This window comes from Flavobacterium sp. (assembly GCF_035456225.1).
GTDB lineage: Bacteria > Bacteroidota > Bacteroidia > Flavobacteriales > Flavobacteriaceae > Flavobacterium.
Map to the genome: position 1 here is coordinate 13,579 of NZ_DATIDM010000031.1, position 25,199 is coordinate 38,777.

General features: G+C 37.4%; 25 protein-coding genes. 18 read left to right on the forward strand and 7 right to left on the reverse strand.

Annotated elements, in window-relative coordinates; all coding sequences use genetic code 11:
• Nucleotides 1-3: 3 nt before the first annotated feature.
• Nucleotides 4-2,889, reverse strand: coding sequence for a sensor histidine kinase (locus tag VLB74_RS01670; RefSeq protein WP_325201736.1), 2,886 nt, complete (start codon nt 2,887-2,889; stop codon nt 4-6).
• Nucleotides 2,890-3,455: 566 nt separating this feature from the next.
• On the opposite strand from VLB74_RS01670, the gene queA reads away from it, so the two are divergent.
• The 4 genes from queA to VLB74_RS01690 all read left to right on the forward strand — a co-directional run bounded on the left by queA (nt 3,456) and on the right by VLB74_RS01690 (nt 8,606).
• On the forward strand, nt 3,456-4,505 hold the full coding sequence (queA, locus tag VLB74_RS01675; protein ID WP_325201737.1) for a tRNA preQ1(34) S-adenosylmethionine ribosyltransferase-isomerase QueA: 1,050 nt from the start codon (nt 3,456-3,458) through the stop codon (nt 4,503-4,505).
• 257 nt (nt 4,506-4,762) lie between these two features.
• Nucleotides 4,763-6,058, forward strand: a complete 1,296-nt coding sequence (gene kynU / locus VLB74_RS01680) for a kynureninase (protein ID WP_325201738.1) — start codon at nt 4,763-4,765, stop codon at nt 6,056-6,058.
• A gap of 13 nt (nt 6,059-6,071) precedes the next feature.
• Nucleotides 6,072-7,148, forward strand: a complete 1,077-nt coding sequence (locus VLB74_RS01685) for an agmatinase family protein (RefSeq protein ID WP_325201739.1) — start codon at nt 6,072-6,074, stop codon at nt 7,146-7,148.
• A 117-nt stretch (nt 7,149-7,265) separates the two neighbouring features.
• The gene (locus VLB74_RS01690) at nt 7,266-8,606 is read left to right on the forward strand and encodes an FAD-dependent oxidoreductase (RefSeq protein ID WP_325201740.1); all 1,341 of its coding nucleotides are present in this window, start codon (nt 7,266-7,268) and stop codon (nt 8,604-8,606) included.
• Nucleotides 8,607-8,631: 25 nt separating this feature from the next.
• On the opposite strand, the gene VLB74_RS01695 is transcribed toward VLB74_RS01690, so the two are convergent.
• Genes VLB74_RS01695 through VLB74_RS01705 form a run of 3 tightly spaced genes read right to left on the reverse strand, consistent with a single transcriptional unit; the run spans nt 8,632 to nt 10,889 of the window.
• Complete coding sequence (locus tag VLB74_RS01695; protein WP_325201741.1) at nt 8,632-8,994, reverse strand: cupin domain-containing protein; 363 nt, start codon at nt 8,992-8,994, stop codon at nt 8,632-8,634.
• A 9-nt stretch (nt 8,995-9,003) separates the two neighbouring features.
• A complete protein-coding gene (locus VLB74_RS01700) occupies nt 9,004-9,372 on the reverse strand; it encodes a DMT family protein (RefSeq protein ID WP_325201742.1) in 369 nt (122 codons plus the stop codon).
• Nucleotides 9,372-10,889, reverse strand: a complete 1,518-nt coding sequence (locus VLB74_RS01705) for a helicase HerA-like domain-containing protein (protein WP_325201743.1) — start codon at nt 10,887-10,889, stop codon at nt 9,372-9,374. Before VLB74_RS01705 ends, VLB74_RS01700 begins: the two co-directional genes overlap by 1 nt.
• Before the next feature lie 343 nt (nt 10,890-11,232).
• Here VLB74_RS01705 and VLB74_RS01710 point away from each other — a divergent pair, with 343 nt between their 5' ends.
• From VLB74_RS01710 to VLB74_RS01760, 11 genes are all read left to right on the forward strand, one after another.
• Nucleotides 11,233-12,066, forward strand: a complete 834-nt coding sequence (locus VLB74_RS01710; RefSeq protein ID WP_325201744.1) for a MotA/TolQ/ExbB proton channel family protein — start codon at nt 11,233-11,235, stop codon at nt 12,064-12,066.
• An 88-nt stretch (nt 12,067-12,154) separates the two neighbouring features.
• Complete coding sequence (locus VLB74_RS01715; protein ID WP_325201745.1) at nt 12,155-12,769, forward strand: ExbD/TolR family protein; 615 nt, start codon at nt 12,155-12,157, stop codon at nt 12,767-12,769.
• 19 nt (nt 12,770-12,788) lie between these two features.
• Nucleotides 12,789-13,358 (forward strand): ExbD/TolR family protein, encoded by a 570-nt coding sequence (locus tag VLB74_RS01720; RefSeq protein ID WP_325201746.1) that lies wholly within the window; start codon nt 12,789-12,791, stop codon nt 13,356-13,358.
• A gap of 31 nt (nt 13,359-13,389) precedes the next feature.
• On the forward strand, nt 13,390-14,211 hold the full coding sequence (locus tag VLB74_RS01725; protein WP_325201747.1) for an energy transducer TonB: 822 nt from the start codon (nt 13,390-13,392) through the stop codon (nt 14,209-14,211).
• A 1-nt stretch (nt 14,212) separates the two neighbouring features.
• Entirely contained in the window at nt 14,213-14,434 is a 222-nt protein-coding gene (locus tag VLB74_RS01730) for a hypothetical protein (RefSeq protein WP_325201748.1), read from the forward strand.
• Nucleotides 14,435-14,878 carry an energy transducer TonB gene (locus tag VLB74_RS01735; protein ID WP_325201749.1) on the forward strand — a complete coding sequence of 148 codons (444 nt, stop codon included), beginning with the start codon at nt 14,435-14,437 and terminating at the stop codon, nt 14,876-14,878. It abuts the gene before it with no gap.
• Between the two features lie 21 nt (nt 14,879-14,899).
• Complete coding sequence (locus tag VLB74_RS01740; protein ID WP_325201750.1) at nt 14,900-15,814, forward strand: PstS family phosphate ABC transporter substrate-binding protein; 915 nt, start codon at nt 14,900-14,902, stop codon at nt 15,812-15,814.
• Nucleotides 15,815-15,848: 34 nt separating this feature from the next.
• Nucleotides 15,849-17,519, forward strand: coding sequence for a tetratricopeptide repeat protein (locus VLB74_RS01745; protein ID WP_325201751.1), 1,671 nt, complete (start codon nt 15,849-15,851; stop codon nt 17,517-17,519).
• A 254-nt stretch (nt 17,520-17,773) separates the two neighbouring features.
• Nucleotides 17,774-18,406 carry a 7-carboxy-7-deazaguanine synthase QueE gene (locus VLB74_RS01750; RefSeq protein WP_325201752.1) on the forward strand — a complete coding sequence of 211 codons (633 nt, stop codon included), beginning with the start codon at nt 17,774-17,776 and terminating at the stop codon, nt 18,404-18,406.
• Between the two features lie 19 nt (nt 18,407-18,425).
• Nucleotides 18,426-18,866, forward strand: a complete 441-nt coding sequence (locus VLB74_RS01755) for a DUF2059 domain-containing protein (protein WP_325201753.1) — start codon at nt 18,426-18,428, stop codon at nt 18,864-18,866.
• A gap of 30 nt (nt 18,867-18,896) precedes the next feature.
• The gene (locus VLB74_RS01760) at nt 18,897-19,304 is read left to right on the forward strand and encodes a DUF2059 domain-containing protein (RefSeq protein WP_325201754.1); all 408 of its coding nucleotides are present in this window, start codon (nt 18,897-18,899) and stop codon (nt 19,302-19,304) included.
• A 50-nt stretch (nt 19,305-19,354) separates the two neighbouring features.
• On the opposite strand, the gene VLB74_RS01765 is transcribed toward VLB74_RS01760, so the two are convergent.
• Entirely contained in the window at nt 19,355-20,074 is a 720-nt protein-coding gene (locus VLB74_RS01765) for a class I SAM-dependent methyltransferase (protein ID WP_325201755.1), read from the reverse strand.
• Nucleotides 20,075-20,142: 68 nt separating this feature from the next.
• Here VLB74_RS01765 and VLB74_RS01770 point away from each other — a divergent pair, with 68 nt between their 5' ends.
• Together VLB74_RS01770 and VLB74_RS01775 are read left to right on the forward strand one after the other, a co-directional pair.
• On the forward strand, nt 20,143-20,640 hold the full coding sequence (locus VLB74_RS01770; RefSeq protein ID WP_325201756.1) for a YkgJ family cysteine cluster protein: 498 nt from the start codon (nt 20,143-20,145) through the stop codon (nt 20,638-20,640).
• An 11-nt stretch (nt 20,641-20,651) separates the two neighbouring features.
• Complete coding sequence (locus VLB74_RS01775; protein ID WP_325201757.1) at nt 20,652-21,020, forward strand: VOC family protein; 369 nt, start codon at nt 20,652-20,654, stop codon at nt 21,018-21,020.
• A gap of 19 nt (nt 21,021-21,039) precedes the next feature.
• Here VLB74_RS01775 and VLB74_RS01780 read toward each other — a convergent pair whose 3' ends face one another.
• Both VLB74_RS01780 and VLB74_RS01785 read right to left on the reverse strand, forming a co-directional pair.
• Nucleotides 21,040-22,242: a DUF418 domain-containing protein gene (locus tag VLB74_RS01780; protein ID WP_325201758.1), complete on the reverse strand. Its 1,203-nt coding sequence runs from the start codon at nt 22,240-22,242 to the stop codon at nt 21,040-21,042.
• Between the two features lie 83 nt (nt 22,243-22,325).
• Nucleotides 22,326-23,555, reverse strand: a complete 1,230-nt coding sequence (locus VLB74_RS01785; protein ID WP_325201759.1) for an exo-beta-N-acetylmuramidase NamZ family protein — start codon at nt 23,553-23,555, stop codon at nt 22,326-22,328.
• A 5-nt stretch (nt 23,556-23,560) separates the two neighbouring features.
• Here VLB74_RS01785 and VLB74_RS01790 point away from each other — a divergent pair, with 5 nt between their 5' ends.
• The gene (locus VLB74_RS01790; RefSeq protein ID WP_325201760.1) at nt 23,561-24,793 is read left to right on the forward strand and encodes an ABC transporter permease; all 1,233 of its coding nucleotides are present in this window, start codon (nt 23,561-23,563) and stop codon (nt 24,791-24,793) included.
• Nucleotides 24,794-25,199 lie beyond the last annotated feature (406 nt).

Below are 25,199 nucleotides of genomic sequence, written 5' to 3' on the forward strand. Positions count from 1 at the left end.
CGTTTAATGCGTTATAGGGATGGTAAAAATTACGGTGGTTCCCTCAGGTTCGTTGTTTGGCGTTATTTTGTCAATATAAGAAATAGTTATGTTTTTTTGAGTAAATTGATTTAATAAATCAACTCTGTTCTGAATGGCTTTTGTGGCAAATGAGCGGTGGTTTTTATTTTTAACGGCATTCCGTTCGGCGCTTTTTGTCCGACCGATACCATTGTCGTCAACGCTGATTTTTAAATCGTCATTTGTTTTTTCAAATGTGATTTCGAGTATTTTTTTACCGGATTTATGGAGCAGACCGTGTTTTACAGCATTTTCGATGTAAGGCTGTAAAAGCATGGAAGGGATTTTTATGTTTTCGGAATCTACATTGTCTTTTACAATGATTTCATAGTGGAAGTCATCTTCAAAACGCGCTTTTTCAATATCTAGGTACAAACGTAATGTTTTTACTTCTTCTGAAATAGTAACGGTTTCTTTCTCCGTCATTTCTAAAATAGTTCGGGTCAGACTGGAGAATTTCGAAAGGTAATTTACAGCCTGTTTTTTATCATTGGACAAAATATAGGACTGGATAGTGTTCAGGGCATTGTAAAAGAAATGAGGGTTCATTTGTGATTTTACGGCCTTGAGTTTTGATTGGTTCAGATTCTTTTCCAGATTGATTTTATCAAGTTGAAGTTGGTTTCTTTTCTCGATTTTACGGATTTGCTTTTTGTAATACGAAAAGAGAAGAAAAAGAAGTAAAGCCGAAGTTAAAATGACAACAATCGGATTCAGCCATAATGGATTTTTAATGGTGAATTCAATTTCCTGCATGTTCATCTTTTTGTTTTCTGAACCTATTTTTAAGGCTACCGTATATTTACCAGGCGACAGCGACGATAAAATCAAGCTTCTGCTGTTAGGGTCTAATGGATCCCATTTGGAGTCATTGACCTTGTAATAAACGTCATATTTCTCATTTGGAATAAATGACAGCAACGAGAAATTGATCTTGATATCGTTTTGGTTGTATTTCAATGCCGGAATGCTGTCTGGACTGAAACTATTTTCACTTGCGACGAGTTCATTGATGCTTAATTGCGGCTGAACCGGAGCTTTGTAACGATTGACTTCTTTTACGATAATCCCTTTGGATGCTGCAAAATAGAGTTTGTTGTTTGATAAAGAAACATCGGTTATTTCAATGTCTTGTGTTAAATTGATTATTTTTTTGAATCGGTTTGTGATTAGGTTTGCTTCATAAATAGCATTTGCGCTGAATAAAAAAAGTGCATTGTTTTCCAGGTCGATTTTCTCAATTTTTTCATTCTGAAGGGTCTTGGGCAGAAGGGATGATTTTGGGAAGCGGTATGGTTTTATATTGTTATGTTTGTCAATAGTATATACTTTTTCATTATTGGATACCGCATATATAATCGTATTAAAACATCTTAATTTAGTGAAATAAATGGTTTTATTATTGTATTTGATTTCCTTGCTGCCTTTTGGAGAATAGGTTATTAATCCATTGTTTGTGGCATAATAAATAGTCTTGTTTGCCGGATTATAGGCTGTTGACTTACCGTTATGTTTTTTTAGAAGGTAAGACTGATTAAAGTTAGGAGCTGTCTCAACTTTATCTCTGTTGAAGATCTCGTCCCATTCGCTTTTTCCGGAATCATTGATTTTGAAAATTCCTGACCCACCTGTTGCGGCAAAGGAAAAATAGTTGGCATCAATTCGTGCTACGTCCTTTATAGAGACTTTAAACTCGTAACGTATTTTTTTCCTAAAGTTTCTAAATTTTGAAGACGTAAAAAACAGCTGATTGTTGTTTTTGTCATATGTCAGCTGATTAATGGAATGACTGGTGTTTCCTTTATAAAAGAGTGATAACTTGTTTTTATAGAGGTCCATTTTCCAAAGTTCGTCTTTGTCGGTACCGATAAACAACTCGGAATCGGAGGCGTCTAAAACAATTGGTCTTGGGGACAATTCGTATAGTTTTGTATCAAAATTTTCAATAAAGTAAAGTCCTTTGTTTAAAGTGGAAACCCAATAATTCTTTTGGTTGTCCATAAAAACATAAGAAATGTTGTCTCCTTTGAAATAAGCTTTGTATTCATTTGTCTTTGTATTTAGGCGATAAACCCCTCCGGTAGTGCAAAGCCAGTGTTTATTTTCTATAGAAGCCGCGTTTTGTATAAAATCGGTTTTGAAAGGGAGTGTCTTTTTTGTGAAAATACCGTTTTTATACAAATGATAGGAGGAGGAATATTTGGAAGCGATCAGTAAGCCATCAGCGGTACTTTGTAAAATCGGCGCTTCGAAATCTTTTGTGTTCTGGGGAAGAGGAGTGGCTTTTTTGTTTCCGTTTCTGTCAAATTCATAGATTTTTTGTCCCAATATGTAAAATGTAGTGCCGTCGCAAAAACTTGAGCGGAATTCATTTAAATCTAAAGGGATTTCTTTTTCCACTTTCAGGTTTTTTAAATCGTAGATAAAAAGATGTCCGGATTTAATGGCAAATAATTTATTTTTGATAATGCCAAAATTGTAATATCCCGCAGAAGCCGGCTGAGGCAATGTTTTCAACTTTCCTTTTTCAACATAATACAGATAACCATCGAAATTTTCATACCATATTCTTCCGTAAGGGTCTTCCCATAAACATGCGCCTGCTTTGGAAGTTTGAAAATCGTCGGTAAACGTTTTGAAAGTATTCCCATCATAACGGCACAGTCCTTTACCGGTAGCAAACCACATAAATCCTTTACTGTCCTGAAAAATATCATAAACACTGTTAGAAGGAATGCCAGATGTTTTGTTTATACTGTGATAGTAGGGGTCTTGGCCAATAGCCAGACCCGAGATGAGCAAAAAGATTGTAGTAATGAGGAATTTCAACAGTTGAAAGGTTTCTAACAAATATATAAAATTACATCACTAAAAACAGCTGGTTTTTTAATGAATTGCTTTATTTTATTGGTGAAAAGAAGGGGCTATGAAATTTGTGAGGCGTTTCGTAAACTGAAAGCGGTGTTTTGTTAACTGATTTATTTTGGTTTGATAGAGATAGTATCTTTGGTAAAGATTCTAAGAATGCAATTCGGTTAGAATTGTAGGGTTAGTTTTTTTGGGGAAATGAAAACTTTAGAAACATTGATTTCTGTTGCTGGAAGTCAGTGTTTCGGGTTTTTATAGGGTGTATGATTTCTCCTTTTCTTTTTTGCATCTCTGTCTGCATTTACCAAATCCTTCCTTAAATTTATTGTGTTTTTATCGGTTTTCAGATGATTTTTGAGAAACGAATTAATGAAAAATAGCGCTATGATTGCGTTTTCTTGCTTCTTTTTTTAAAATAAAAGCTAAAACACTTGACAAGGCCTCTTTCGCGATAGTATATTTGCAGCTTTTATGTGTTATTCGGGAATTACCTGAATACTGACTTCTAATTTCAAATTAAACAAAACATGAAGTTATCCAATTTTAATTTTAATCTTCCGGCAGAACTTTTAGCCGAATTTCCTGCAGAAAACAGAGACGAAGCGCGTCTGATGGTGGTTAACAGAAAAACGCAAACCATAGAGCATAAACTGTTCAGAGATGTTTTGGAATATTTTGGGGAAGGTGATGTAATGGTTTTGAACAATACAAAAGTTTTTCCGGCCAGATTGTACGGTAACAAAGAAAAAACCGGTGCCAGAATCGAAGTTTTCCTGTTGCGTGAATTGAATGCAGAACAGCGTTTGTGGGATGTATTGGTAGATCCTGCAAGAAAAATACGTATCGGAAATAAATTGTATTTCGGTGATGATGATTCATTGGTAGCAGAGGTTATCGACAATACGACATCCCGAGGAAGAACATTACGTTTTTTATACGATGGTTCTTATGAAGAGTTCCGTGCAAAATTATTAGAATTGGGTGAAACACCTATACCTAAATATATTAACCGTGAAGTAACTCCGGAAGACGCGGAACGTTACCAAACTATTTATGCCAAAGAAGAAGGTGCTGTAGCAGCGCCAACTGCCGGTTTGCATTTCTCAAAACACCTGATGAAAAGACTTGAAATCAAAGGTGTGGATTTTGCTGAAATAACCCTTCACGTAGGATTGGGAACTTTCAACCCGGTAGAAGTGGAAGATTTGTCAAAACACAAAATGGACTCGGAAGAATTGAAAATTACCCAAGAGGCCTGTGATATTGTTAATAAGGCAAAAATGAATAAAAATCGAATTTGCGCTGTCGGTACTACAACTATGCGTGCGATGGAAAGTTCTGTTTCGTCTTCAAAAACATTAAATCCGTATGAAGGTTGGACTAATAAGTTTATTTTTCCTCCTTATGATTTTAGTGTGGCAGATTGCATGATTACTAATTTTCATACACCAAAATCAACGCTGTTAATGATGATTTCAGCATTTTGCGGTCATGATTTAATGCGTAAAGCTTATGATGAAGCGATAAAAGAAGGTTATAAATTCTATTCGTACGGTGATGCGATGCTGATTTTATAAAATCACAATAGATAAATAAAAAAAATCCGGTCATAACAGATCGGATTTTTTGTGTCCTGAGTTTTTCTTCACAGCTATCTGGGTTTTTGTTAAATAAACTATTCATAATGAGGGTTTAACGGTAAAATGACCAAATATTATGCATTCATAGTACTTTTCGAACTTTTTGTTTGATATGTGTTGAATATCAGTAGAAATTTATGATTGTAGCTATGTTTTTTTTCTTATTTTTACGCCCCTATTAAAATCAAATGTCGATGAATTTCGAAAATACACGTGAATTTGCACGAGGATTAGACGCTAACGATGCGTTAAGAAGCTATAGAGATGAATTTATTTTTCCGAAAGTAAACGGAAAGCAAGTAATTTATTTTACCGGGAATTCACTTGGTTTACAGCCAAAGAGAACAAAAACTTATGTGGATGAAGTTATGAATGACTGGGCGAACCTAGCTGTTGAAGGTCATTTTTATGCCGAAAAACCATGGTGGGATTATCACGAGCGTTTTGCGGCTCCATTAAGTAAAATCGTTGGAGGGTTGCCTGGTGAAATAGCAGTTATGAATACGTTAACTGTTAATCTTCATTTGCTGATGGTTTCATTTTATCAGCCTACATCAAAAAGATATAAAATCATTTGCGAAGAAAAAGCATTTCCGAGCGATCAGTATATGTTCCAAAGTCAGGTTAAATTCCACGGATATGATCCAAAGGATGCCATTGTGGAAATTAAACGTCGCGAAGGAGAACATAACATCCGACTGGAAGATGTTTTAGCCAAGATTGAAGAAGTTGGCGATGAATTGGCATTGGTTTTAATCGGCGGTGTGAATTACTACACAGGTCAGGTTTTTGATATGAAAACCATTACCGCAGCAGGTCATAAAGCCGGTGCTTATGTTGGTTGGGATTTGGCTCATGCTGCCGGAAATATAAAATTAGAACTTCACAACTGGGGTGTTGATTTTGCGGCCTGGTGCAGTTATAAATACATGAATTCAGGACCAGGAAATGTTTCAGGGTTTTTTGTTCATGAAAAACATCACGAAAACAAAGATTTGCCAAGATTCGCTGGATGGTATGGACACAATAAAGAGCGCCGATTCAAGATGGAATCTGAATTTAATCCGGTTAGCGGTGCAGACGGATGGCAGATCAGTAATTTGCCGGTTTTATCATTAGCACCCTATTTGGCTTCTGTGGAAATGTTTGCCGAAGTAGGAATGGATAAATTGATAGAGAAACGTAATCTGCTTACGGCTTATCTGGAATTCATACTTCACGAAGTGGATAAAGAAATTGAAGGAACCGAGTTTGAAGTTATTACGCCTTCAAATCAGAGTGAGAGAGCTTGTCAGCTTTCGGTTTTTCTTCACGGACAAGGTAGGGCTTTGTTTGAATTCTTGATGAAAAACGGAGTAATTACCGACTGGAGAGAACCTAATGTGATTCGTCTGGCTCCGGCTCCTTTCTATTGCTCGTTTGAAGATATGTACGAATTCGGACAGGTGCTTAAAAAAGGAATTTTGGTAAAGGATAAAGCTTTGGTTTAATTCATTCAATACAATGACAAAAGAACAAATAATAAAGAATTTTGACCCGTCTCAACCGGGATTGGCAGACGCTACTGTTTTTGGACTTCCTTTTTCGGCAGATCAAAGCGAAATCGTAGTAATACCGGTGCCGTGGGAGGTAACCGTTAGTTATGGTGCCGGAGCTTCTGAAGGGCCTGCAGCCATAATGGATGCTTCTTTTCAGGTAGATTTAAGTCACCAGGAGTTCCCCGAGCTTTGGAAATTAGGTATTTACATGGACGAAGCGCCAAGTCATTGGGAGAAAAATTCTGAAAAATATAAAGGGTTGGCACAGCCAATCATAGAAGCTTTGGAGGCTGGGGAAGATGTTTCGACATTCCCTGCGTTACAATCCGACCTTGATAAAATCAACAAGGCATGTAGGGATATGAATGAAGAAGTGAAAAACCGCACGCTTCATTGGATGAATCAAGGAAAAAAAGTTGTCCTTTTAGGAGGGGATCACAGTACGCCGCTTGGATATTACCAGGCAATGGCAACAAAATATGATTCGTTCGGGATTCTTCATTTGGATGCTCATATGGATTTGAGAATCGCCTATGAAGGATTTACTTATTCCCACGCGTCAATCATGTATAACGCGTTGCAGATTCCTCAAATTTCAAAAATTGTTCAGGTTGGTATTCGCGATTTTTGTGAGCAGGAAGTAGAGGTGGCACTGAAAGACCGCGTGTTGGTTCATACCGATATGGATTTAAAGCAGGAAACCTTCGAAGGAAAGACATGGCAACAACAATGCGATCACATTATTGCTTCTTTGCCGGAGAAAGTGCTTATTTCGTTTGATATCGATGGGATGTTTCCATGGTATTGCCCAAATACGGGAACTCCGGTTCCGGGTGGATTCTCATTCGAACAAGCAGCCTATTTGTTAAGCCGTTTAGCTGAAACCAATAAGGAAATCATCGGATTTGATTTAGTGGAAGTAGCGCCCGGCGATGACGACTGGGACGGAAATGTAGGGGCAAGAATGTTGTTCCACATGTGCGGTGTTTTGGCCAAATCACAAAAAATGACTGTCGGAACGAAAATACAGTTCAACAGATAATAATAGAGAATCCCCCATCGTGGGGATTTTCTTTTTTTAAGAAACCGCTTTTCTGATAAATATAAGTTTCAATAAATAAATATTGAGTAAATTTACGCTCTATTCAAGAAAATTTCGATGCAGACTCCACAGAAAATAGCTGTAGTGGGTTCCGGGTTAGTTGGGACACTATTGGCAATTTACCTTAAAAAAGCAGGTCATACCGTTCATGTTTACGACAGAAGTCCGGATATCAGAAATATTGCCTTTTCCGGGCGTTCCATCAATTTGGTAATGTCAGACAGAGGATGGAGGACGCTTCAGGAAATTGGTTTGGACGAAGAGATAAAAAAAATTGGTATTGCTGTCGACAAACGTGCAATCCACATGTTAGATGACGGATTGAATTATCAGTACTACGGAAAAGACGGAGAAGCTATTTTTTCATTGTCCAGAGGTGTCCTGAATCGTAAAATGGTCGATTTGGCTGAAAAAGCGGGAGTAGAATTTTTCTTTAATAAAAAAGTTTGGGATGTGACACTGGCGACAGCTACTCTTCATGAAGGAGATACAGAAAGAGGGGAGTGGGAAGAGTTGGATTACGATATTGTTTTCGGAGCCGACGGGGCCTTTTCGAGAGTACGTCACCGTATGCAGCGTCAGAGCATGTTCAACTATTCTCAAGATTTCATTAGGGTAGGTTATAAAGAACTTCACATTCCCGCCAATGCTGACGGTACTCATAAAATTGATAAAAATTCACTTCATATTTGGCCTCGTGGGGAATTCATGTTGATGGGGTTGGCTAATCCGGACGGTTCGTTTACCTGTACGCTTTTCATGCCGCATGAAGGAGAAAATTCGTTTGAAAAGCTGAATGATAAAGAAACACTGGAGGCCTTTTTTGCCAAATATTTTCCGGATACAAAAGAAGTAATACCGGATTTAGTGGAAGATTTCTTTAGAAACCCGACAAGTTATCTGGTTACGATGAAATGTTATCCTTGGACTTATGAGGATAAAGTAGCGTTGATTGGTGATGCGGCCCACGCAATTGTCCCTTTTTACGGCCACGGTATGAATGCCGGTTTTGAAGATATCACAATTTTGAATCAGCTGATGGAAAAATACGGCGATGACTGGAAAACCATTTTTAAGGAGTATCAGCAATCACGTAAGCCGAACACAGATGCAATTGCTGAACTTTCATTCCGTAATTTTATGGAAATGAGTTCGAAAACAGCGGATGCAAAATTCCATTTACAGAAAAAAATTGAAAAATGGTTCTCCGGTAAACATCCCGATAAATGGGTTCCATTGTACAGTCGCGTAACGTTTAGTCACCAGCCATATTCCGAAGCACTGGCGGAAGGAGACAAACAAAATAAAATCATGGGGGAAATCCTTGCCATGGAAAATATCGAACACAATTGGGAAACCAAAGAAGTAGAGCAAAAAATATTGGAGTTATTAAAATAAAAAAAAGAGGTTTTTGCCTCTTTTTTTATTCTTCTCGGTGCACTAAATCTATGCTGAAGGCCGGTGTACAAACAGCAATATATTCACAAGGTTCTTCAAACGGGTTGGAATATTGTACCCGAACGTTTTTTTCAATTTTTATCGACTGCCCGGCTTCCAGAATAACCGTTTCCCCATCAATGATAAATTGCTTTTTACCTTTTATAATATAGGTGTATTCGTCAAATTCGGGTGTTTGAAACGGCTCGCTCCATCCCGGGGGCGCAATCATGTGGGCAATTGATATTTCTTTGTTGTTGGTGGTTGCCATTCCGTGGTGTTCTTCTATGACTTTTCCATCGGTAGTAGGAACCACAAAAGGTGCTTTTTGAATAAAATATTTTTTCATAGCATCCATTTATTTTTTAAATATAAAGTATACCGCCAATACTAAAAAGCAAAACCCAATGACATGATTCCAGCGGAATCCTTCGTCTTTGAAAAACAATAAGGAGAAAATCACAAAAACAATTAAGGTGATAACTTCCTGTATGACTTTTAATTGCAAAAGCGAAAACGGACCGCCATTTCCCTGAAAGCCCATCTTGTTGGCCGGCACCTGAAAGCAGTATTCAAACAGCGCAAGTCCCCAACTGATTAGGATGATAGTTATCAGTCCGGCATTTTCAAACCATTTCAGTTCTTTGAATTTCAAATGGCCATACCATGCAAGAGTCATGAAAACATTGGACAGAATCAATAATCCGATAGTAAAAAAAGCCCTCATTATTTTTTAAACATTTTCATTAAGATACCGAAAGCGCCGCGTATGAAAGTGGCACTCGTTACCACTTTAACTACCGATTTTCCAATGGTTTCGGTGGCGCTTGGTTCGCTTTTTCTTTGTTTTTCTTCGGCTTTGGCTGTTTCTTCTTCCTGTGCCTGTTGTGTTGCTTTTTCTATTTTGGCAGATAAGATTTCATAAGCACTTTCGTTGTCAATTGCCTGATTGTATTTTTTTGCCAAATTTGATTTACTGATGAGAGCATTGATTTCGGAATCGGACAAAATATCCATTCGACTCATCGGGGCACGCATTATGCAGGCGACAAGAGGGGTAGGGATTCCTTTTTCGTTCAAAGCTGTAACGAAAGCTTCTCCGATACCAAGTTGTGTAATAACGTCTTCTGTTTTGTAATAGTCGGATAACGGATAGTTTTCGGCCGTCATTTTTATCGCTTTTCTGTCGTTTGCGGTAAAAGCTCTTAAGGCATGCTGGATTTTCAGTCCCAATTGCGCTAATACACCTGCAGGGACATCGGTCGGGTTTTGTGTGATGAAATACACTCCGATACCTTTTGATCGTATCAGTTTTATGATGGTTTCGATTTGATCCAGTAAGGCTTCGCTGGCCTGATCGAAAATCAGATGCGCCTCATCAATAAAAATCACCAATTCAGGTCTTTCGCTATCTCCGATTTCCGGCATTTGCTGATAAACTTCGGCCAACAGGCTCAACATGAATGTGGAAAATAATTTGGGTTTGTCCTGGATGTCCGTTAAACGGATGATGTTCACGTAGCCGTTTCCGTTTTCGTCGATGCGCATCAAATCATCTATGTCAAATGAAAGTTCACCAAAGAATAGATCGGCGCCCTGTTGTTCAAGTTCAATCACTTTTCTTAAGATTGAACCGGTAGAGGATGTGGAAATCCGCCCGTAATTCGATTCAAATTCGTCTTTCCCTTCGTCGGTGGCAAATTGAAGTACTTTTTTAAAGTCTTTCAGGTCCAAAAGCGGAATCTTGTTGTCGTCGCAATATTTGAAAATTACCGAAACAACGCCGCCTTGGGTGTCATTCAGATTGAGGATTCTGGAAAATAATACCGGGCCGAATTCCGAAACAGTGGCGCGCAATCGCACCCCGTTTTGTTGGGATATGGTCATCAATTCTACCGGGCAAGCCTTTGTTTGGTAAGGTATGCCAATCTTTGCATGGCGTTCTGTTATGAAAGGTTTCTCCTCACCGGCAGCAGCAATTCCAGAAAAATCACCTTTAATGTCCATCATCAAAACCGGTATTCCGTTTGAGGACAGCTGTTCTGATAAGACTTGGATTGTTTTTGTTTTTCCGGTACCGGTAGCTCCGGCAATTAATCCGTGGCGGTTAATTGTTTTCAGGGGGATTTTTATCGATGTGTTTGGGATAGCTTCTTCATTTAAGATGGCACCGCCCAATACAATTGCATCCCCTTTGCAGTTGTAACCGTTGTTGATTTCTTCTATAAATTTTTCTGTAGACATATTTTTTGTAAATTTGTAAGAATTGAGTGAGTTTGAGCTGAATCCAAAGAGTAGTAAAACTAAAAAAAATAATAGTATTTGTTGAGTAAACGTAGAAAAAAAACCAAAGGGTAAGAATAATTGTGGTAATAAAACGTTATTATTTTTACACGGACTTAATAAATGAGTAGTAAAATCAAACTAATCAAGTTCTTAGTGTTAAATAATTTGTTTTGAGGGCTAAAATAAAAACGATTTTATTTTTTTTTTTACTCTAAAAACATAAATTTGCGACTCTCATAAAAAGATTTCTGAATTATGGGACAATAGTTATAATAAAATAAAAAAACTAAAAATTAAAAAAATGACAAACGTATCTAACGAAACTGTTGAAAATGGTGCTAGCTCGAAAGGAACAAGCATGTTTGCTGCTTTAGCAATTGTAATCTGTTTATTGATCGGATTCCTAATCTGGAAATTCGTAATGGGGCATCCATCAAATTTTGAAAATGGAGACAATACAGGTCACCCGCTACCAGGAAATTATTTAGGGATGGTTTACAAAGGAGGATTTATTGTACCTGCTTTGATGGGGTTATTCTTAATGGCGGTTGTTTTCTCTTTTGAGAGATTCTTCGTTATCAGCAAAGCTGCAGGGAAGAATAATGTTGAGAAATTCGTTAAGAATGTTCAGGTTTTAATCGGTCAAGGTAAAATCGATGAGGCTATTGCCGAGTGTGATGCTCAACAAGGTTCAGTAGCTAATGTAGTAAGAGCTGGTTTGACTAAATATCAGGAAGTAAGAAAAGAAGGTTTCGATAGCGAAAAAGCTACGGAAACTATCCAAAAAGAAATTGATGAGGCTACTTCATTGGAAATGCCAATGTTGGAGAAAAATATGACAATTATTGCTACATTGGTATCAATTGGTACGTTAATGGGATTATTAGGAACAGTATCGGGGATGATTAAAGCGTTCTCTGGATTAGCTGCTGCTGGTGCTCCTGACCAGGCTGCGTTAGCAACAGGTATCTCTGAAGCACTTATCAACACGGCAACAGGTATTGGTACTTCAACGTTATCAATCATCATGTACAACGTGTTTACATCTAAAATTGATAAATTAACTTACTCTATCGACGAAGCTGGTTTTGCTATCACGCAAGCTTACAGACGTATGAAAGGTCGTGCAGCATAATCCTGCGCGCTGTTTAGAGAGTTAATTATTAATTTGTTGCAGTGTGATCGAGCTTGGCTTGTATCTCTGTGACTAAAATCAAAAGAAAATGGCAAAAGCAAAAATGTCAAAGAAAAGTACGAAGATTGATATGACGGCTATGTGTGACGTAGCGTTCTTATTACTTTCTTTCTTCGTAATGACATCTACAGCTAAAGTGCCCGAGCCACTTCCGGTTGATACACCAGCGTCTACTGTGCAGACAAAATTGCCAGATGCTGATTTAGCAACAATTACCGTAGGTAAAGAGAAAGTGTTCTTTGGTATGATTGGTCAAGACATTCGTAAAGATGCTTTGGGCAGAATAGCTGAAAAATACAGCGTCAAGTTTACAGAAGAGGAAACAAAGCGTTTTTCTTTGATTGATGGGTTTGGAGTTCCGGTTGGAAATTTGAACAAATTGATTAGTTTGACGGGTGAAGAGCGTAATAAAGAAGGATTGCAGCCGGGTATCCCTTATGATTCAATTGACAATCAGTTGAATGAGTGGGTTTTGGCAGCGCGTTATGCTACGAAAGAATTGCATAATACCGAGTTGAAAATCGCTATCAAAGCAGACGGAAAAGAAGAGTATCCTACCGTTAAGAAAGTAATCGATATTCTTCAGAAACAAAAAATTAACAAGTTTTTCTTAGTCACTGGTTTACGAACTGATGATTTTTAATTAAAAAAAATACTGTAAAATGGCAGAATTAAATACCGGCGATGGCGGTGGTGGTAAGAAAGGTCATATTAGAAGTAAGAAGCAGAATGCGGGTGTCGATTTGACAGCAATGGTGGATTTGGCATTCCTTTTGATTACTTTCTTTATGCTTACTACGTCATTGTCAAAGCCACAGTCCATGAATTTGGCAATGCCGGATAAAACTGAAGATCCAAAACCAGAAGATAAGTTGGACGTTTCAGAAGACCGTACCTTAACTTTGCTTTTGGGTGAGAAAAACCAATTAGTATGGTATTACGGTTTACCGAATGCCCCTATCGAAGGGCCTACAAAAGTAGGATACGGGAAAAATGGTATTCGTAAAGAGTTGTTGGCTAAAAAGCAAACAGTAAAATCTAAGTATGCCGGGCAAGACCCAAAAAAACAGGATTTGATTGTTTTGATTAAAGCAAGTAAAAAGTCTACGTACAGAAATTTAGTAGATGTTCTGGACGAGATGGCTATCGCGGATGTTAAAATCTATGCGATTGTGGATATAACACCAGAAGAAAACGCAATGTTGAAGAAAGAGGATATCCTTTCGGAGTAATTTTTTTTCAAACATTTAAAAAGTAAAAGTCATGTCAAAATTAAACTTATTTAAGACAGAGTGGATTGATATAATCTTTGAGGGTCGTAATAAGGCGTATGGTGCTTATAAGTTGCGTTCAGAGAGTCCTAAAACTACATCAAGAGCCCTTGTAATAGGCGCATTGTTGTTTGCTTCGGCTATTGCCGCACCAGTAATTGAGAATATTATCAGCCAGCGATTAGCAGAGGGTAAAGAGGAGAATATGGACAAGGTGATTGAAACAGCATTGTTACCACCACCACCACCAAAAGAAGATTTACCACCACCACCACCACCTGAACCGCCAAAATCGGTGAACGATCAGGTTAAGTTCCCACCGCCAGAAGTGGTGAAAAAGGAATTAGTTCGTGATGAAGATCCACCAACAGTGGAAGATTTGAAAGAAGCTGATCCGGGACAAAAAAATGTTAAAGGTGATAAAGATGCTGAAATCGTAATCGACCAACCTACAGGGGAAGGTGAGAAAGCTGCCGAAATTGTAGACGATAACAAGGTATATATTGCCGTAGAAGTACAGGCTGGTCCTAACGGAGGTATGCCAGCGTTCTACAAAAAATATGGTAATACATTACAGTCCCAGGTTCCTGAAGTAGATGAAGGAGTTGGACAATTGAAATTTATTTTAAGTTTCGTAGTTGAAAAAGACGGTAGTTTTACAGATGTGAAAGTATTGAGAGATCCAGGCTATGGTGTGGGTAAATTAGCAACAAAAGTGCTAATGGATATGCCAAAATGGAAACCGGCTATTCAAAATGGTCGCCCAGTTAGATCGCAGTTTACATTACCGATTACTATTCAGACTGCTCAATAGTATGAAAATATTTCAAAATTTTAAACAGAAATCGCCACAACAGCGATTTCTGTTTGTTTTAGGACTGGTCTTTTTAGGATTGTATGTCTTTTTAGGCGTAACTTTGTTTGTCTGGAAAAGTATGCCAGTCGAAATTCCCTATACGCGAAGAGTGATTTTAGGGGTTATTTTAATTGTTTATGCAGCCATTCGTTTTGTGAGGCTGCAACAATCTCAAGAGTAAATGAAGAGAATTTTAATTTTATTTGTATTTAATTTATTTGGACATTATAGCTATTCGCAGAGCAGTAATGCCGTACCAATTGAAGAGGATAACCGGGTTTATGTTGCCGTTGAACATAATGCAGTTCCGCAGGGTGGGATCCAACAATTTTATTCAGACTTTGTAAAAGAATATAAATCCCCTGAACTGCCCGCCGGGACTGAAGAGTTACGATTGTTAATTTCTTTTGTTGTGGAAAAAGACGGTAGTCTTACCGAACTTAAAGTACTTCGCGACGGAGGTGTGGCGAGTGCAGCAGTTGAGGCGGTTCGCGTTTTGAAAAGTTTACCTAATTGGGAGTCTGCTTTTCAGAATGGACAGAAAGTGAGATCGCAGTTTACCCTCCCTATAACTTTAAAAGGAAATACAAGAAAGAAACAATTTCGTGATTATCTTAATAAATAACATTTTTTCTGATTTTACCTTATGAAACAAGTTTTGATGATGGTTGTTGTGGCAACACTTCTTTTTGCCTGCAAAAAAAATAAGGATGTTGTAGGGGTGAAAGAAACCGCAGTTGCCGGTTCCGCTACTATTTTGGTGGACGAGACGATCTTTCCGATTATTGAGGATGTCGCTATTCTTTTTGAAAGCCAGTATACGCGAACGAAAATCAATTTGGTTAGTAAATCGGAAGCAGAAATACTGAATATGATCAATACTGAAAAAGGACAAATAGCCATTTTGGCCAAAGGACTTGATTCAACAGAAATCAGTTATTTTAACAAAACGAAAAAAGTCTATCCAAGAGTCACCGAATTCGGGTTAGATGCCATAGCTTTCATCAGTAACAAGAACCGTGTCGATTCTACTTTGGTATTAAGCGATGTTTTAGGTTTTCTGAAAGGCGAACCAAACGCGAAGATAAAATCGTTGGTTTTTGATAATCCTAATTCCAGTACGGTAAGAACATTGAAAATGCTGGCAGGAATTAAGGATTTACCAAATAAAAATATTTTTGCCTTGAAGTCTAATAAAGAAGTGGTAAAATACGTTACAGAAAATGAAGGGGCTATTGGGATTTTGGGGATAAACTGGTTATTACAGCCCACTCCCGATTTAGAGGCTTACACTAAAAGAGTACAGGTTTTGGCTGTTGAAAATGTTAAAGTTAATGCAAATAGCAGATTTGTTAAACCGAATCAGTCTAATATTGCAGACGGTAGCTATCCGGTAACCAGAAAGTTGTATATGTTAAATTTTCAAGGGACTGCCGGTTTGGGCATGGGATTTGCATCGTATCTTGCAGGTCAACAGGGACAACGGATTATTCTGAAATCCGGACTGGTTCCTAAACATTTTCCAACCCGTCAGATAGCGGTTAGGGATAAGGTTGAGTAGTAAAGAAATAACCATAAAAAAAACTAATTTAGAAATGAAAAATGCTAAAGTTTTAAGTTTAATGTTGTCTGTACTTTCTACGGCAGTTTTTGCTCAGGATTTGGAACAGGCAAAAAAGGCTATTGATGCTGAACAATATGACAAAGCAAAAAAAATATTAAAAGGATTGGTGAAATCAAGTCCGGACAACGGAAAGAATTTCTTCTACTTGGGGGATGTATACTTAAGAGAAGCAAAAACCGATTCTGCAACCATGATTTTTAATAAAGGATTGGCTGCTAAAGATAAAGGGACATTAAATTATATCGGTTTAGGACAAATTGATTTGGATAATAAAAAATCGCCTCAAGCTAATTTTGACAAAGCGGCTGCCAATATCAAGAAAAAAGATGTTGATGAATTGTTGTTTATCGCAAAAGCCTATATCAATTCGGAAAACCCGGATTATAAAAAAGCTATCGAAATCACTAACAAAGCCTTGTTGATTGACGATAAATTCCCGAATTCTTATTTAACAATGGGAGATGCCCAGTATGGTGATAAAAATGCAGGTGAAGCTTTTCGTGCTTATGAATCGGCATATGACTATGATAAATCATTGCTGATTGCACGAGTTAAATATGCGGCTATCAATAAGAGTGCTAAAAATTTCACAGACGCAGTTAAAATACTTAACGAAGTTATCGCTAAAGATGCAAACTTCGGCCCGGCTTACCGCGAATTAGCAGAAACCTATTATTTCTGGGGAAGTAACGAGCCAACGAAGTACGACGAATACATCAAAAAAGGATTGCAGTATTATGAGAAATACATGAGCTTAACGGATTATTCTGTCGAATCACGTATGCGTCATGCCGATTTCTTAATCTTGGCAAAAGATTACAAAGCATTGGAAATCGAAGCTAATGAGATGAAAAAACTGGATAAGGTAAATCCACGTATTTTACGTTATTTAGGATATGCTGCTTACGAAAACGGAAACTTTGCTGAAAGTTCAAAAGCAATGACCGAATTTTTCGCTAAAGTGGAGCCAAAAAGAATCATCGCAAGAGATTACCTTTATTTAGGATTGACTAAAATGGCCGAGGCTAAAAAAGCAGACGGCACTTACGACGAAAAAATCTTCAATGAAGGTGTTGCTGAATTGAATAAAGCCGTAGAAAAAGATCCGGTAATTGCAAGTGAATTGAATCCTCTTGGGCAAAAAATGTTCAAAGAAAAATTATACAAAAACGCTTCAAAATTATTCGAGGTAGCGATCAAAAATCCAAAATCGAAAAATTACTTTGCAGATAATTTCTATTTAGGATACGCGTTGTATTTTGATTATGATGAGAAAACATCTCCGAAAGACCAATTGGCAAAAGCCGATGCAGCTTTCTCCAAAGTAATCGAATTGAACGCGGCAACTCAAGATGCTCACTTGTTCAAAGCAAGAGCCAATGAGGCTATGGGTACACCGGAATCAAAGAAAATAGCGTTGACCGCTTACGAAGAATACCTGAAATTAGTAAATGCTAAAGGAGATGCTGAAAAAGCAAAACCGGCAGTTAAGAAAAACCTAATCGAGGCTTATACATTCGTGGGTGCTCATTATGCTAACAGCGCTGACAAAGCAAAAGCGATTGAAAACCTTGAAAAACTATTGGCAATCGATCCGGCAAATGCTTACGCTACTAAAACGTTAAAAGCACTAAAAGCTTAAAAACAATAAACAAGAAAGAAACCGATGACTTAAGTTGTCGGTTTTTTTTTGGAGCAAATGGTCGGGCTTTCCTTGTTATCCATATTCCTGCTGTCCGTTTTATCTTTTGTGTATCCCGATAAAATCGGGATACACAAAAGGATGCCACTTCCATCAGGGCTAAAAGGAATCTTCGGATTACTTACAAGGGTTTGTTAAATAGCTAATAATCTAATTATCAAATTGCTTACATTTGCAGACTATTTTTATATCAAATGCTTAAAAAAGAAATACAAATTGCAGTTGAAAAAGGCGAAATGTTGCCTTTAATGGAGGAGTTTTATACCATTCAGGGCGAAGGATACCATACCGGAACCGCAGCTTATTTTATCCGAATAGGTGGTTGCGACGTGGGTTGTCACTGGTGTGACGTAAAAGAAAGCTGGAATGCCGAATTGCATCCGCCAACAACAACAGATGTGATTGTTGCCAATGCAAAAAAATATGCGGAAACGGTTGTGGTAACCGGAGGAGAACCTTTAACCTGGGATATGACTGCTTTGACCACCAAGCTTAAAGGACAGAATTTACGAGTGCATATTGAAACTTCCGGAGCTTATCCGGTAACGGGAATCTGGGATTGGTTTTGCCTTTCACCAAAAAAAACAAAGCTTCCTGTTGATGGGGCCTATGAAATCGCACACGAACTTAAGGTCATCATTCATAATAAGCACGATTTTATTTTCGCAGAAGAACAAGCGGCTAAAGTAAATGGAAATGCTATTTTGTTTTTACAGCCAGAATGGAGCAAAAAAGAAGAAATGACACCATTAATCGTTGATTATGTTATGAATAATCCAAAATGGCGTGTATCTTTACAAACACATAAATATCTGAACATTCCTTAATACGCAATAAAATTTTAGAATGAAGAAACTATTACTACTTTTTGCTTTACTGGTATCAGTTCAGAATATAGTAGCTCAAAATCAGGAAGCTTTTAAGAAAGACATTCTTAAAATGCTTGAGATAAACCGTTCAAACAGTCAGTTTAATGAAGCAAAAGAACAAATTCTTAAGATGATTCCTAAAGAGAATCATAAAGCTTTTTTAAAGGAGTTTGATGAATCCACACAGCCAATTTACAATAAGTTTGTAGAGTTGTACATGAAAGAGTTTACTCATGACGATATCAAAGACCTTCTAAAATTTTACGATTCGCCATTAGGAAAAAAAATGAGTCAGAAATCGACGGCAATTACCCAGGAAGTATTTAATTATAGTCAGGATTGGGCTAATGGATTGAAAGGTTTAGTCATGAAATACATGAATGCCGGAACCAGTATGCCACCACCGCCAAGTGAATAATTTCTAATTTAAATAATAACCAAAAAAACTATGAAAAAACTGATTTTAATGTTTGCACTTGTATTAGTAGCAAACCTGGGCATGGCTCAAACTAATGAAGCTTTCAAAAAAGACGTCATGAAAATGATTGAAGTTACAGGTTCACAAAGTCAAATTAAAGTGGCGAAAGATCAAATTTTAAAAATGATTCCAAAAGAAAAACAGGCTGCTTTTTTGGTGGAATTTGACGCTTCCCTGAAACCAGTGTATGATAAATTGGCGGATGTTTACATGCAGGAATATACACATGAAGATATCAAAGCTATTTTGAAATTCTATGAAACGCCGGTTGGAAAGAAAATGACGGAAAAAGCTGGTTCAATCGCAGAAAAAAACATGGTAGCAAGTCAAGAGTGGGCTATGGGCTTACAAGGTATGATGGCAAAATACATGCAGTAATCAACTGCTTGCTAATAAAAAATCCCGAGTAAAACCTCGGGATTTTCTTTTTATACAGTCTGAAGATGTGTGAGTCTCGCCAGGTAATCATAATGTTCGCCTTCCAAAATCAATTCGCATTGTAATCCGTTGGCATAGGCCGCATTCTGTAATGTATTGTAATCAATGTACATCCAGTCAAAAGGCTCTTCCTTTTCTCCTTTGTAAGAAACATTAAAAATCACTTCACCATAATAATCGGTGTTGCTCGGAATCCATTTTCCGCCGTCTTCATCCTCGTCGAACATGTAAATGATGTCCGAACTGTCCAATAAAATCTGTCCATTTTCATTTAACAGGGATTTCAGTTTCTGAAGAAATCCGGCTATGTTTTTGAGTTTTCCACACATCCCGGCTCCGTTCATCATCAGTAAAATAGTGTCAAAAGTTTCATTTTCGAGCTCCATCACATTTTGAACCCATGCCTTTTTTATCCCGCGTAGTTCACAAGCCTTAATTCCATTGGCGGAAATGTCAATTGCAGTTACGTCCAGATTTTTTTCGTTCTGGAGATATAAGGCGTGACTTCCCGCGCCACAACCAACATCCAAAATCTTGCCTTTGGCCAAATCCATTGCTTTTCGCTCTATTTTTGGCATTTCTTTGTAATCGCGAAACAAATACGCAACACTCATCTCATCGGCTTCCGATATTGAAGTTTCAGTGATTAAATCTTCCGGCAAATTATTGGTTTGGTAATCCAGGATGGCTTTTCCAAAAAGGTCTTTCATTTTTTTAAGTTTATATTTTGAAAGTCTAAACCTGAAAGTTGGTACTTTTGCACAATAAATGTTTTGACATGTTAAAACCAACTTTATCGGAGCTTCCAAAGTTAGCCAAAGATAAGCATAACGAAAACAAAAAGTATTTCGATAAGCTGAAAAAGAAAACGCCCAAGAATCTGGATTACGTTATGCAAGATCTGCACGATGGCGAATTCAGAAAAACCGATTGCTTGGAATGTGCCAACTGCTGCAAAACAACGGGACCACTTTTTACGTCTGCCGATATCGAACGCATCGCAAAACATTTTAAGCAGAAGCCGCAACAGTTTATCGATCAGTATCTTCGCATTGATGAAGATAATGATTATGTATTGCAAAGCGTTCCGTGTACATTTTTGGATAATGAAAATTATTGTATGATTTACGATGTCCGCCCAAAAGCCTGCCGTGAATTTCCGCATACCGACAGAAAAAAATTCCAGCAAATTTCTAATCTCACACTAAAAAATGTAGCCATTTGTCCTGCCGCTTACAATATAGTGGAAGAGATGAAAAAGAAATTACCTTTGTAAAAAACATCGCTATGGCAAAATTCAAACCCATCCGTCCCATGCTTTGGACCAACGAGTTAAAAGAAACCATTGCATTCTACGTTACTATTCTCGGTTTTACCTCTGGGGAATACAATGAAGATTGGGGCTGGGCATCTTTATATAAAGACGATGCCGAAATCATGCTGGCCAAGCCAAACGAACATACATCTTTTGATAAACCGACTTTTACCGGTTCTTTTTATATCAATGTTGATGATGCCGATGAACTTTGGGAGCAGTTAAAAGACAAATGTAATGTATGTTACGAAATAGAAACCTTCGAATGGGGCATGCGTGAGTTTGCGATTTATGATAACAATGGCTACCTGTTGCAATTTGGACATGTTGTGGAAGAATAGCCAAGAAAATAACCGGGTTTCATTTTCGTAAGGGAATAAGTTTGCCATAAGTTAATTGACGCCAAATCCATTCCAGCGGACCAAATTCAAACCGGTTCAGCCATAATTTGCTGAAGTAAACCTGTATAACATAAACGATAATAGCTATCAGCGGAAATACAATTGAACCAATTTTTCCAAAAAGTGCAAGTCCTGTACCGTAAAATAGTAGGTACGCAAGGCAACTTTGTAAGATGTAGTTGGTTAGTGTCATTTTGCCTACATGAGCAAATAAGTAGAAGTGGTTTTTGTTTTTCAGGAAAAATAGTACAATGGTGCAGACATAAACAAATGCAATAGGAATGACACTGAAAGCATACAGTACAGCTTCCAATATTTCAGGTTGCTCTTTCGCTACTACATTATAGTATGCAAAAGCTAAAGTTGCAGGAAAACCAAAAACAAATAAACGTTTTCTCCATTTAATTAAAAAATCTTTTTTGTTTTCCAGATCTTCATGCCATTTGTTTCTGCCAATCATCATTCCAATGAGAAATAAACCGAAAACTTTTGGAAGACGGTTCGATTCAAACAATCCTCCCCATCTATAAAAGAAACCTGGTACGAGAAGTTTTTTTATTTGTGAATACTCTCCGGTTTGAATGAGTCTTATAAAGTCTTCACCTGATTCAATTTTTATTTGTTGCTCTGATTCAATGGTTTGTGCTTTATTGAAGAAAAATATTTCCGGTGCGAATTTATGATTGCTTGCTACACGATAACTGTCTAATGCAATCGGACTTAAAATTAAGGCAATCGAAATCCAGAGGAGTACTTTGTTCGATAATGAAGAGAAAAATGGGAGGAATAATCCTAAAAGTGCATATAAGAGTAAAATGTCACCTTCCCAAAGTAAAAAAGCATGGGCAATCCCAAAACCAATTAATATGAACAATCGTTTGTAAAAGGTGGATAGTCCATTTGTTTTTGATAAAAAAATCCCAAATCCTATTCCGAAAAGCAGTGAGAAGATCGAGTAAAATTTCCCATCGATAAAAGCAAAATGAAAAAAATCGAAAAACGGATCCAAAGCAGCAGTAGCAAGTTTAGTCTTGTGCTCGGGGCTTAAAAAAACATAACCTGTAAATACGCCCAAATTTGAAATAAACACGCCAAAAAGCGCAATTCCTCTTAAAACATCTAAAATTGTAGCACGTGTTGATTTAGGAGTAGGATTGTTCATATTTATTTTTTTAGTAAGATAAATTTACTAAAAAAATAAATATGTAAAACGGAACTGTTTGTATATCAGCTATTTTTCATTTTTTATTCACCATATATAAGGTAAGATTTTCGCATTGATTTAAAATCTGCTATTCCTTTTGCCCAACTTTTTCTTATTTCTGCTTCGGATACTCCTGTCTCAATCTGCTGTTGGAGTTTTTTTGTTCCGGCCAGTTTAGTGAAAAAGTCATTGAAGAACTTTGATTTATCCGAAGTGGTCTGGTAGGCTTTGATCAGCCATGTCAATTCCAAACGGGACACTTTATTAATTTTTGATAAATCTTCGCCATTGCAAAGTTTTCCGTTATGCATAGGGTCTTTTGCGCCTACATTGGGACCCGGTGTGAAGTTGAAATCACTTTTAGGTAAAAAAGGCGAACCATAAATCTGAAACTGCTTGTCAGTTCCGCGGCCCACACTCACATTGGTGCCTTCAAAAAGACATAAACTCGCATATAAATTAATCGCCTGATCGTTTGGTAAATTTGGTGAAGGCTTCACAGGTAAGCTATACGCCATGTTTCGGTTGTAGTTCAAACACGGAATCACTGTCAGTTTACACTGCACTTCGTTTTTCAGCCATTTTTCACCATTAATCATTTTGGCATATTCGCCTATGGTCATGCCATGTAAAACCGGAATCGGATGCATGCCCACGAAACTCGTGTACTCTTTTTCTAGGATCGGGCCGTCAACAATGCCGCCATTTGGATTCGGTCGGTCTAAAACTATAAGTGGAATATTGTTTTCCGCACAGGCTTCCATCACATAATGCAATGAAGATATATAGGTATAGAAACGCGCGCCCACATCCTGTAAATCGAAAACCATAACATCAATGCCAGCCAGTTGCTCTGGTTTTGGTTTTTTATTGTTGCCGTAAAGGGAGATAATCGGCAATCCGGTTTTGGTGTCTTTTCCGTCCTTGATCAATTCGCCGGCATCTGCAGTTCCCCTAAAACCGTGTTCCGGAGCATAAATTTTTTTTACATCAAAATTAAATTTGATAAGAAAATCTATTAGATGTGTATTGTTGATTGATATGCTTGAGGCATTTGCTACAACACCAATTTTTTTATTCTTAAGTAATGGTGTGAATTGTAGATTTTGCGCACCGGTTCTTATGTCTGTGATAACTTGTTCTGCTACAACCTCTTTTTTATCTGTATTAGTTGTTGTTTTCTGATTTTGGGATTTAATTTTTTGGGAACACGATATTGTTATTAAACAAAAAAATAAAACTGTACTTTTGAAAATCGAATTTGAAATCATATACTTTGAAATTAGAATATTTTATAGCCAAAAGGCTCATTACTACTAAAAACTATAAAAGTAGTATATCTGCACCAATTATAAAAATTGCCATTGCTGCGATTGCCATTGGAATGGTTATGATGATTGTTTCCATTGCAACAGGTATGGGATTGCAGCAAAAAATACGCCAGAAGGTTTCCGCTTTTAACGGACATGTTATTATTTCCAATTATGATGATAACCAATCGGAAGTCAGTGTTGCCCCGATTTCGATTCATCAGGATTTTTATCCGAAGTTCCAAAATATAGAAGGGATTAGTCATATCCAGGCTGTAGCCACTAAAGCGGGTATCATCCGAACCGAAAATGCATTCGAAGGAATTGTTTTCAAAGGTGTCGGAAAAGATTACCAATGGCAAAATCTGCAGGAATACATCGTGTCCGGCAGAATTCCCAATCTGAAAAGCAATTTGAATCCGGAAGTTGTCATTTCTCAATACCTGGCTAACCGACTTGACTTGAAGGTCGGAGACAAGTTCAATACTTTTTTTATGAAGGAAGAGGGCAAGTTGCCTAACCTTCGTAATTTTAAAATTGTCGGTATTTATAATTCCGGTTTTCAGGAATTTGATGCTACTTATATAATAGGAGACATTCGTCATCTGCAACGAATCAACAAATGGCAAAAAGATGAAGTGGGTGCTTTCGAAGTTTTTATCGATGATTTTTCGAAAATAAAAGAAAAGGGTGATGAAATCTATGCCGAAATTCCGCCTACCTATAATAGTATCACCATCGAGGAAAAGTACTTTAATATTTTCGAATGGTTGAAATTGTTCGATTTTAATATCGTCGTGATTTTGATTATTATGATAGTAGTGGCGACCATTAATATGGTTGTGGCTTTGTTGGTGCTTATTTTGGAGCGTACCCAAATGATCGGAATCATGAAAGCTATTGGTGCCAATAATTGGGTGATTCGAAAAATATTCCTCTATAATGCCGCTCACTTAATTCTCCGCGGTTTGTTTTGGGGTAATCTTGTCGGCATTGGCGTATTGTTTGTTCAGAAATATTTTGGCGTCATTAAACTTAATCCCGAAAATTATTATGTTACCGAAGCTCCGGTAGCTTTTTCAGTACCTTATATAGTAGCCTTAAATGTAGGAACGGTTTTGGTTTGTCTTTTGGTTTTGCTGATTCCGTCTTATATAATAACTAAAATTTCTCCGGTTAAAGCCATCCGATTCGATTAGGAGCGAAAGGTTCGGGCTTTTTTAGATGCGTCATTCCCGCTTTCCGTTGCAATTCCTCCACTTTGCTCCGGGATTTCCACTGCAAATGCTTTGCATTCACCGAACACCAAATAAATATAACTTGTGAGGTAATCGGGGCTAGGGGATAAACTTTTGAACTTATCGGAAGGTCATTGCGAGGAGGAACGACGAAGCAATCTTAATATATAGTATAGTGAAACAGCCTTAACTCCTCATTATCCCATTTCATTAGTACCTTTTAGAAAAAAAAACTTTCGTCAGTTACGAAATGGTTATCAGAGAGTTATGAAAAACCTCGAAAAAACTTTAAAAAAAAGGTTTGGAAAAGTTTGGAGTTGTGGGAAAGAGTGCTACTTTTGCACCCGCAATCAAGGCACAGTTCTTT

Coding starts and splice junctions, on each gene's coding strand:
- queA (WP_325201737.1), top strand. CDS start 3,456: ATGAAGTTATCCAATTTTAATTTTAATCTTCCGGCAGAACTTTTAGCC.
- VLB74_RS01765 (WP_325201755.1), bottom strand. CDS start 20,074: ATGAAAGACCTTTTTGGAAAAGCCATCCTGGATTACCAAACCAATAAT.
- VLB74_RS01770 (WP_325201756.1), top strand. CDS start 20,143: ATGTTAAAACCAACTTTATCGGAGCTTCCAAAGTTAGCCAAAGATAAG.
- VLB74_RS01690 (WP_325201740.1), top strand. CDS start 7,266: ATGCAGACTCCACAGAAAATAGCTGTAGTGGGTTCCGGGTTAGTTGGG.
- VLB74_RS01750 (WP_325201752.1), top strand. CDS start 17,774: ATGCTTAAAAAAGAAATACAAATTGCAGTTGAAAAAGGCGAAATGTTG.
- VLB74_RS01745 (WP_325201751.1), top strand. CDS start 15,849: ATGAAAAATGCTAAAGTTTTAAGTTTAATGTTGTCTGTACTTTCTACG.
- VLB74_RS01785 (WP_325201759.1), bottom strand. CDS start 23,555: ATGATTTCAAATTCGATTTTCAAAAGTACAGTTTTATTTTTTTGTTTA.
- kynU (WP_325201738.1), top strand. CDS start 4,763: ATGAATTTCGAAAATACACGTGAATTTGCACGAGGATTAGACGCTAAC.
- VLB74_RS01755 (WP_325201753.1), top strand. CDS start 18,426: ATGAAGAAACTATTACTACTTTTTGCTTTACTGGTATCAGTTCAGAAT.
- VLB74_RS01700 (WP_325201742.1), bottom strand. CDS start 9,372: ATGAGGGCTTTTTTTACTATCGGATTATTGATTCTGTCCAATGTTTTC.
- VLB74_RS01740 (WP_325201750.1), top strand. CDS start 14,900: ATGAAACAAGTTTTGATGATGGTTGTTGTGGCAACACTTCTTTTTGCC.
- VLB74_RS01730 (WP_325201748.1), top strand. CDS start 14,213: ATGAAAATATTTCAAAATTTTAAACAGAAATCGCCACAACAGCGATTT.
- VLB74_RS01725 (WP_325201747.1), top strand. CDS start 13,390: ATGTCAAAATTAAACTTATTTAAGACAGAGTGGATTGATATAATCTTT.
- VLB74_RS01705 (WP_325201743.1), bottom strand. CDS start 10,889: ATGTCTACAGAAAAATTTATAGAAGAAATCAACAACGGTTACAACTGC.
- VLB74_RS01775 (WP_325201757.1), top strand. CDS start 20,652: ATGGCAAAATTCAAACCCATCCGTCCCATGCTTTGGACCAACGAGTTA.
- VLB74_RS01715 (WP_325201745.1), top strand. CDS start 12,155: ATGGCAAAAGCAAAAATGTCAAAGAAAAGTACGAAGATTGATATGACG.
- VLB74_RS01735 (WP_325201749.1), top strand. CDS start 14,435: ATGAAGAGAATTTTAATTTTATTTGTATTTAATTTATTTGGACATTAT.
- VLB74_RS01685 (WP_325201739.1), top strand. CDS start 6,072: ATGACAAAAGAACAAATAATAAAGAATTTTGACCCGTCTCAACCGGGA.
- VLB74_RS01780 (WP_325201758.1), bottom strand. CDS start 22,242: ATGAACAATCCTACTCCTAAATCAACACGTGCTACAATTTTAGATGTT.
- VLB74_RS01720 (WP_325201746.1), top strand. CDS start 12,789: ATGGCAGAATTAAATACCGGCGATGGCGGTGGTGGTAAGAAAGGTCAT.
- VLB74_RS01760 (WP_325201754.1), top strand. CDS start 18,897: ATGAAAAAACTGATTTTAATGTTTGCACTTGTATTAGTAGCAAACCTG.
- VLB74_RS01710 (WP_325201744.1), top strand. CDS start 11,233: ATGACAAACGTATCTAACGAAACTGTTGAAAATGGTGCTAGCTCGAAA.
- VLB74_RS01695 (WP_325201741.1), bottom strand. CDS start 8,994: ATGAAAAAATATTTTATTCAAAAAGCACCTTTTGTGGTTCCTACTACC.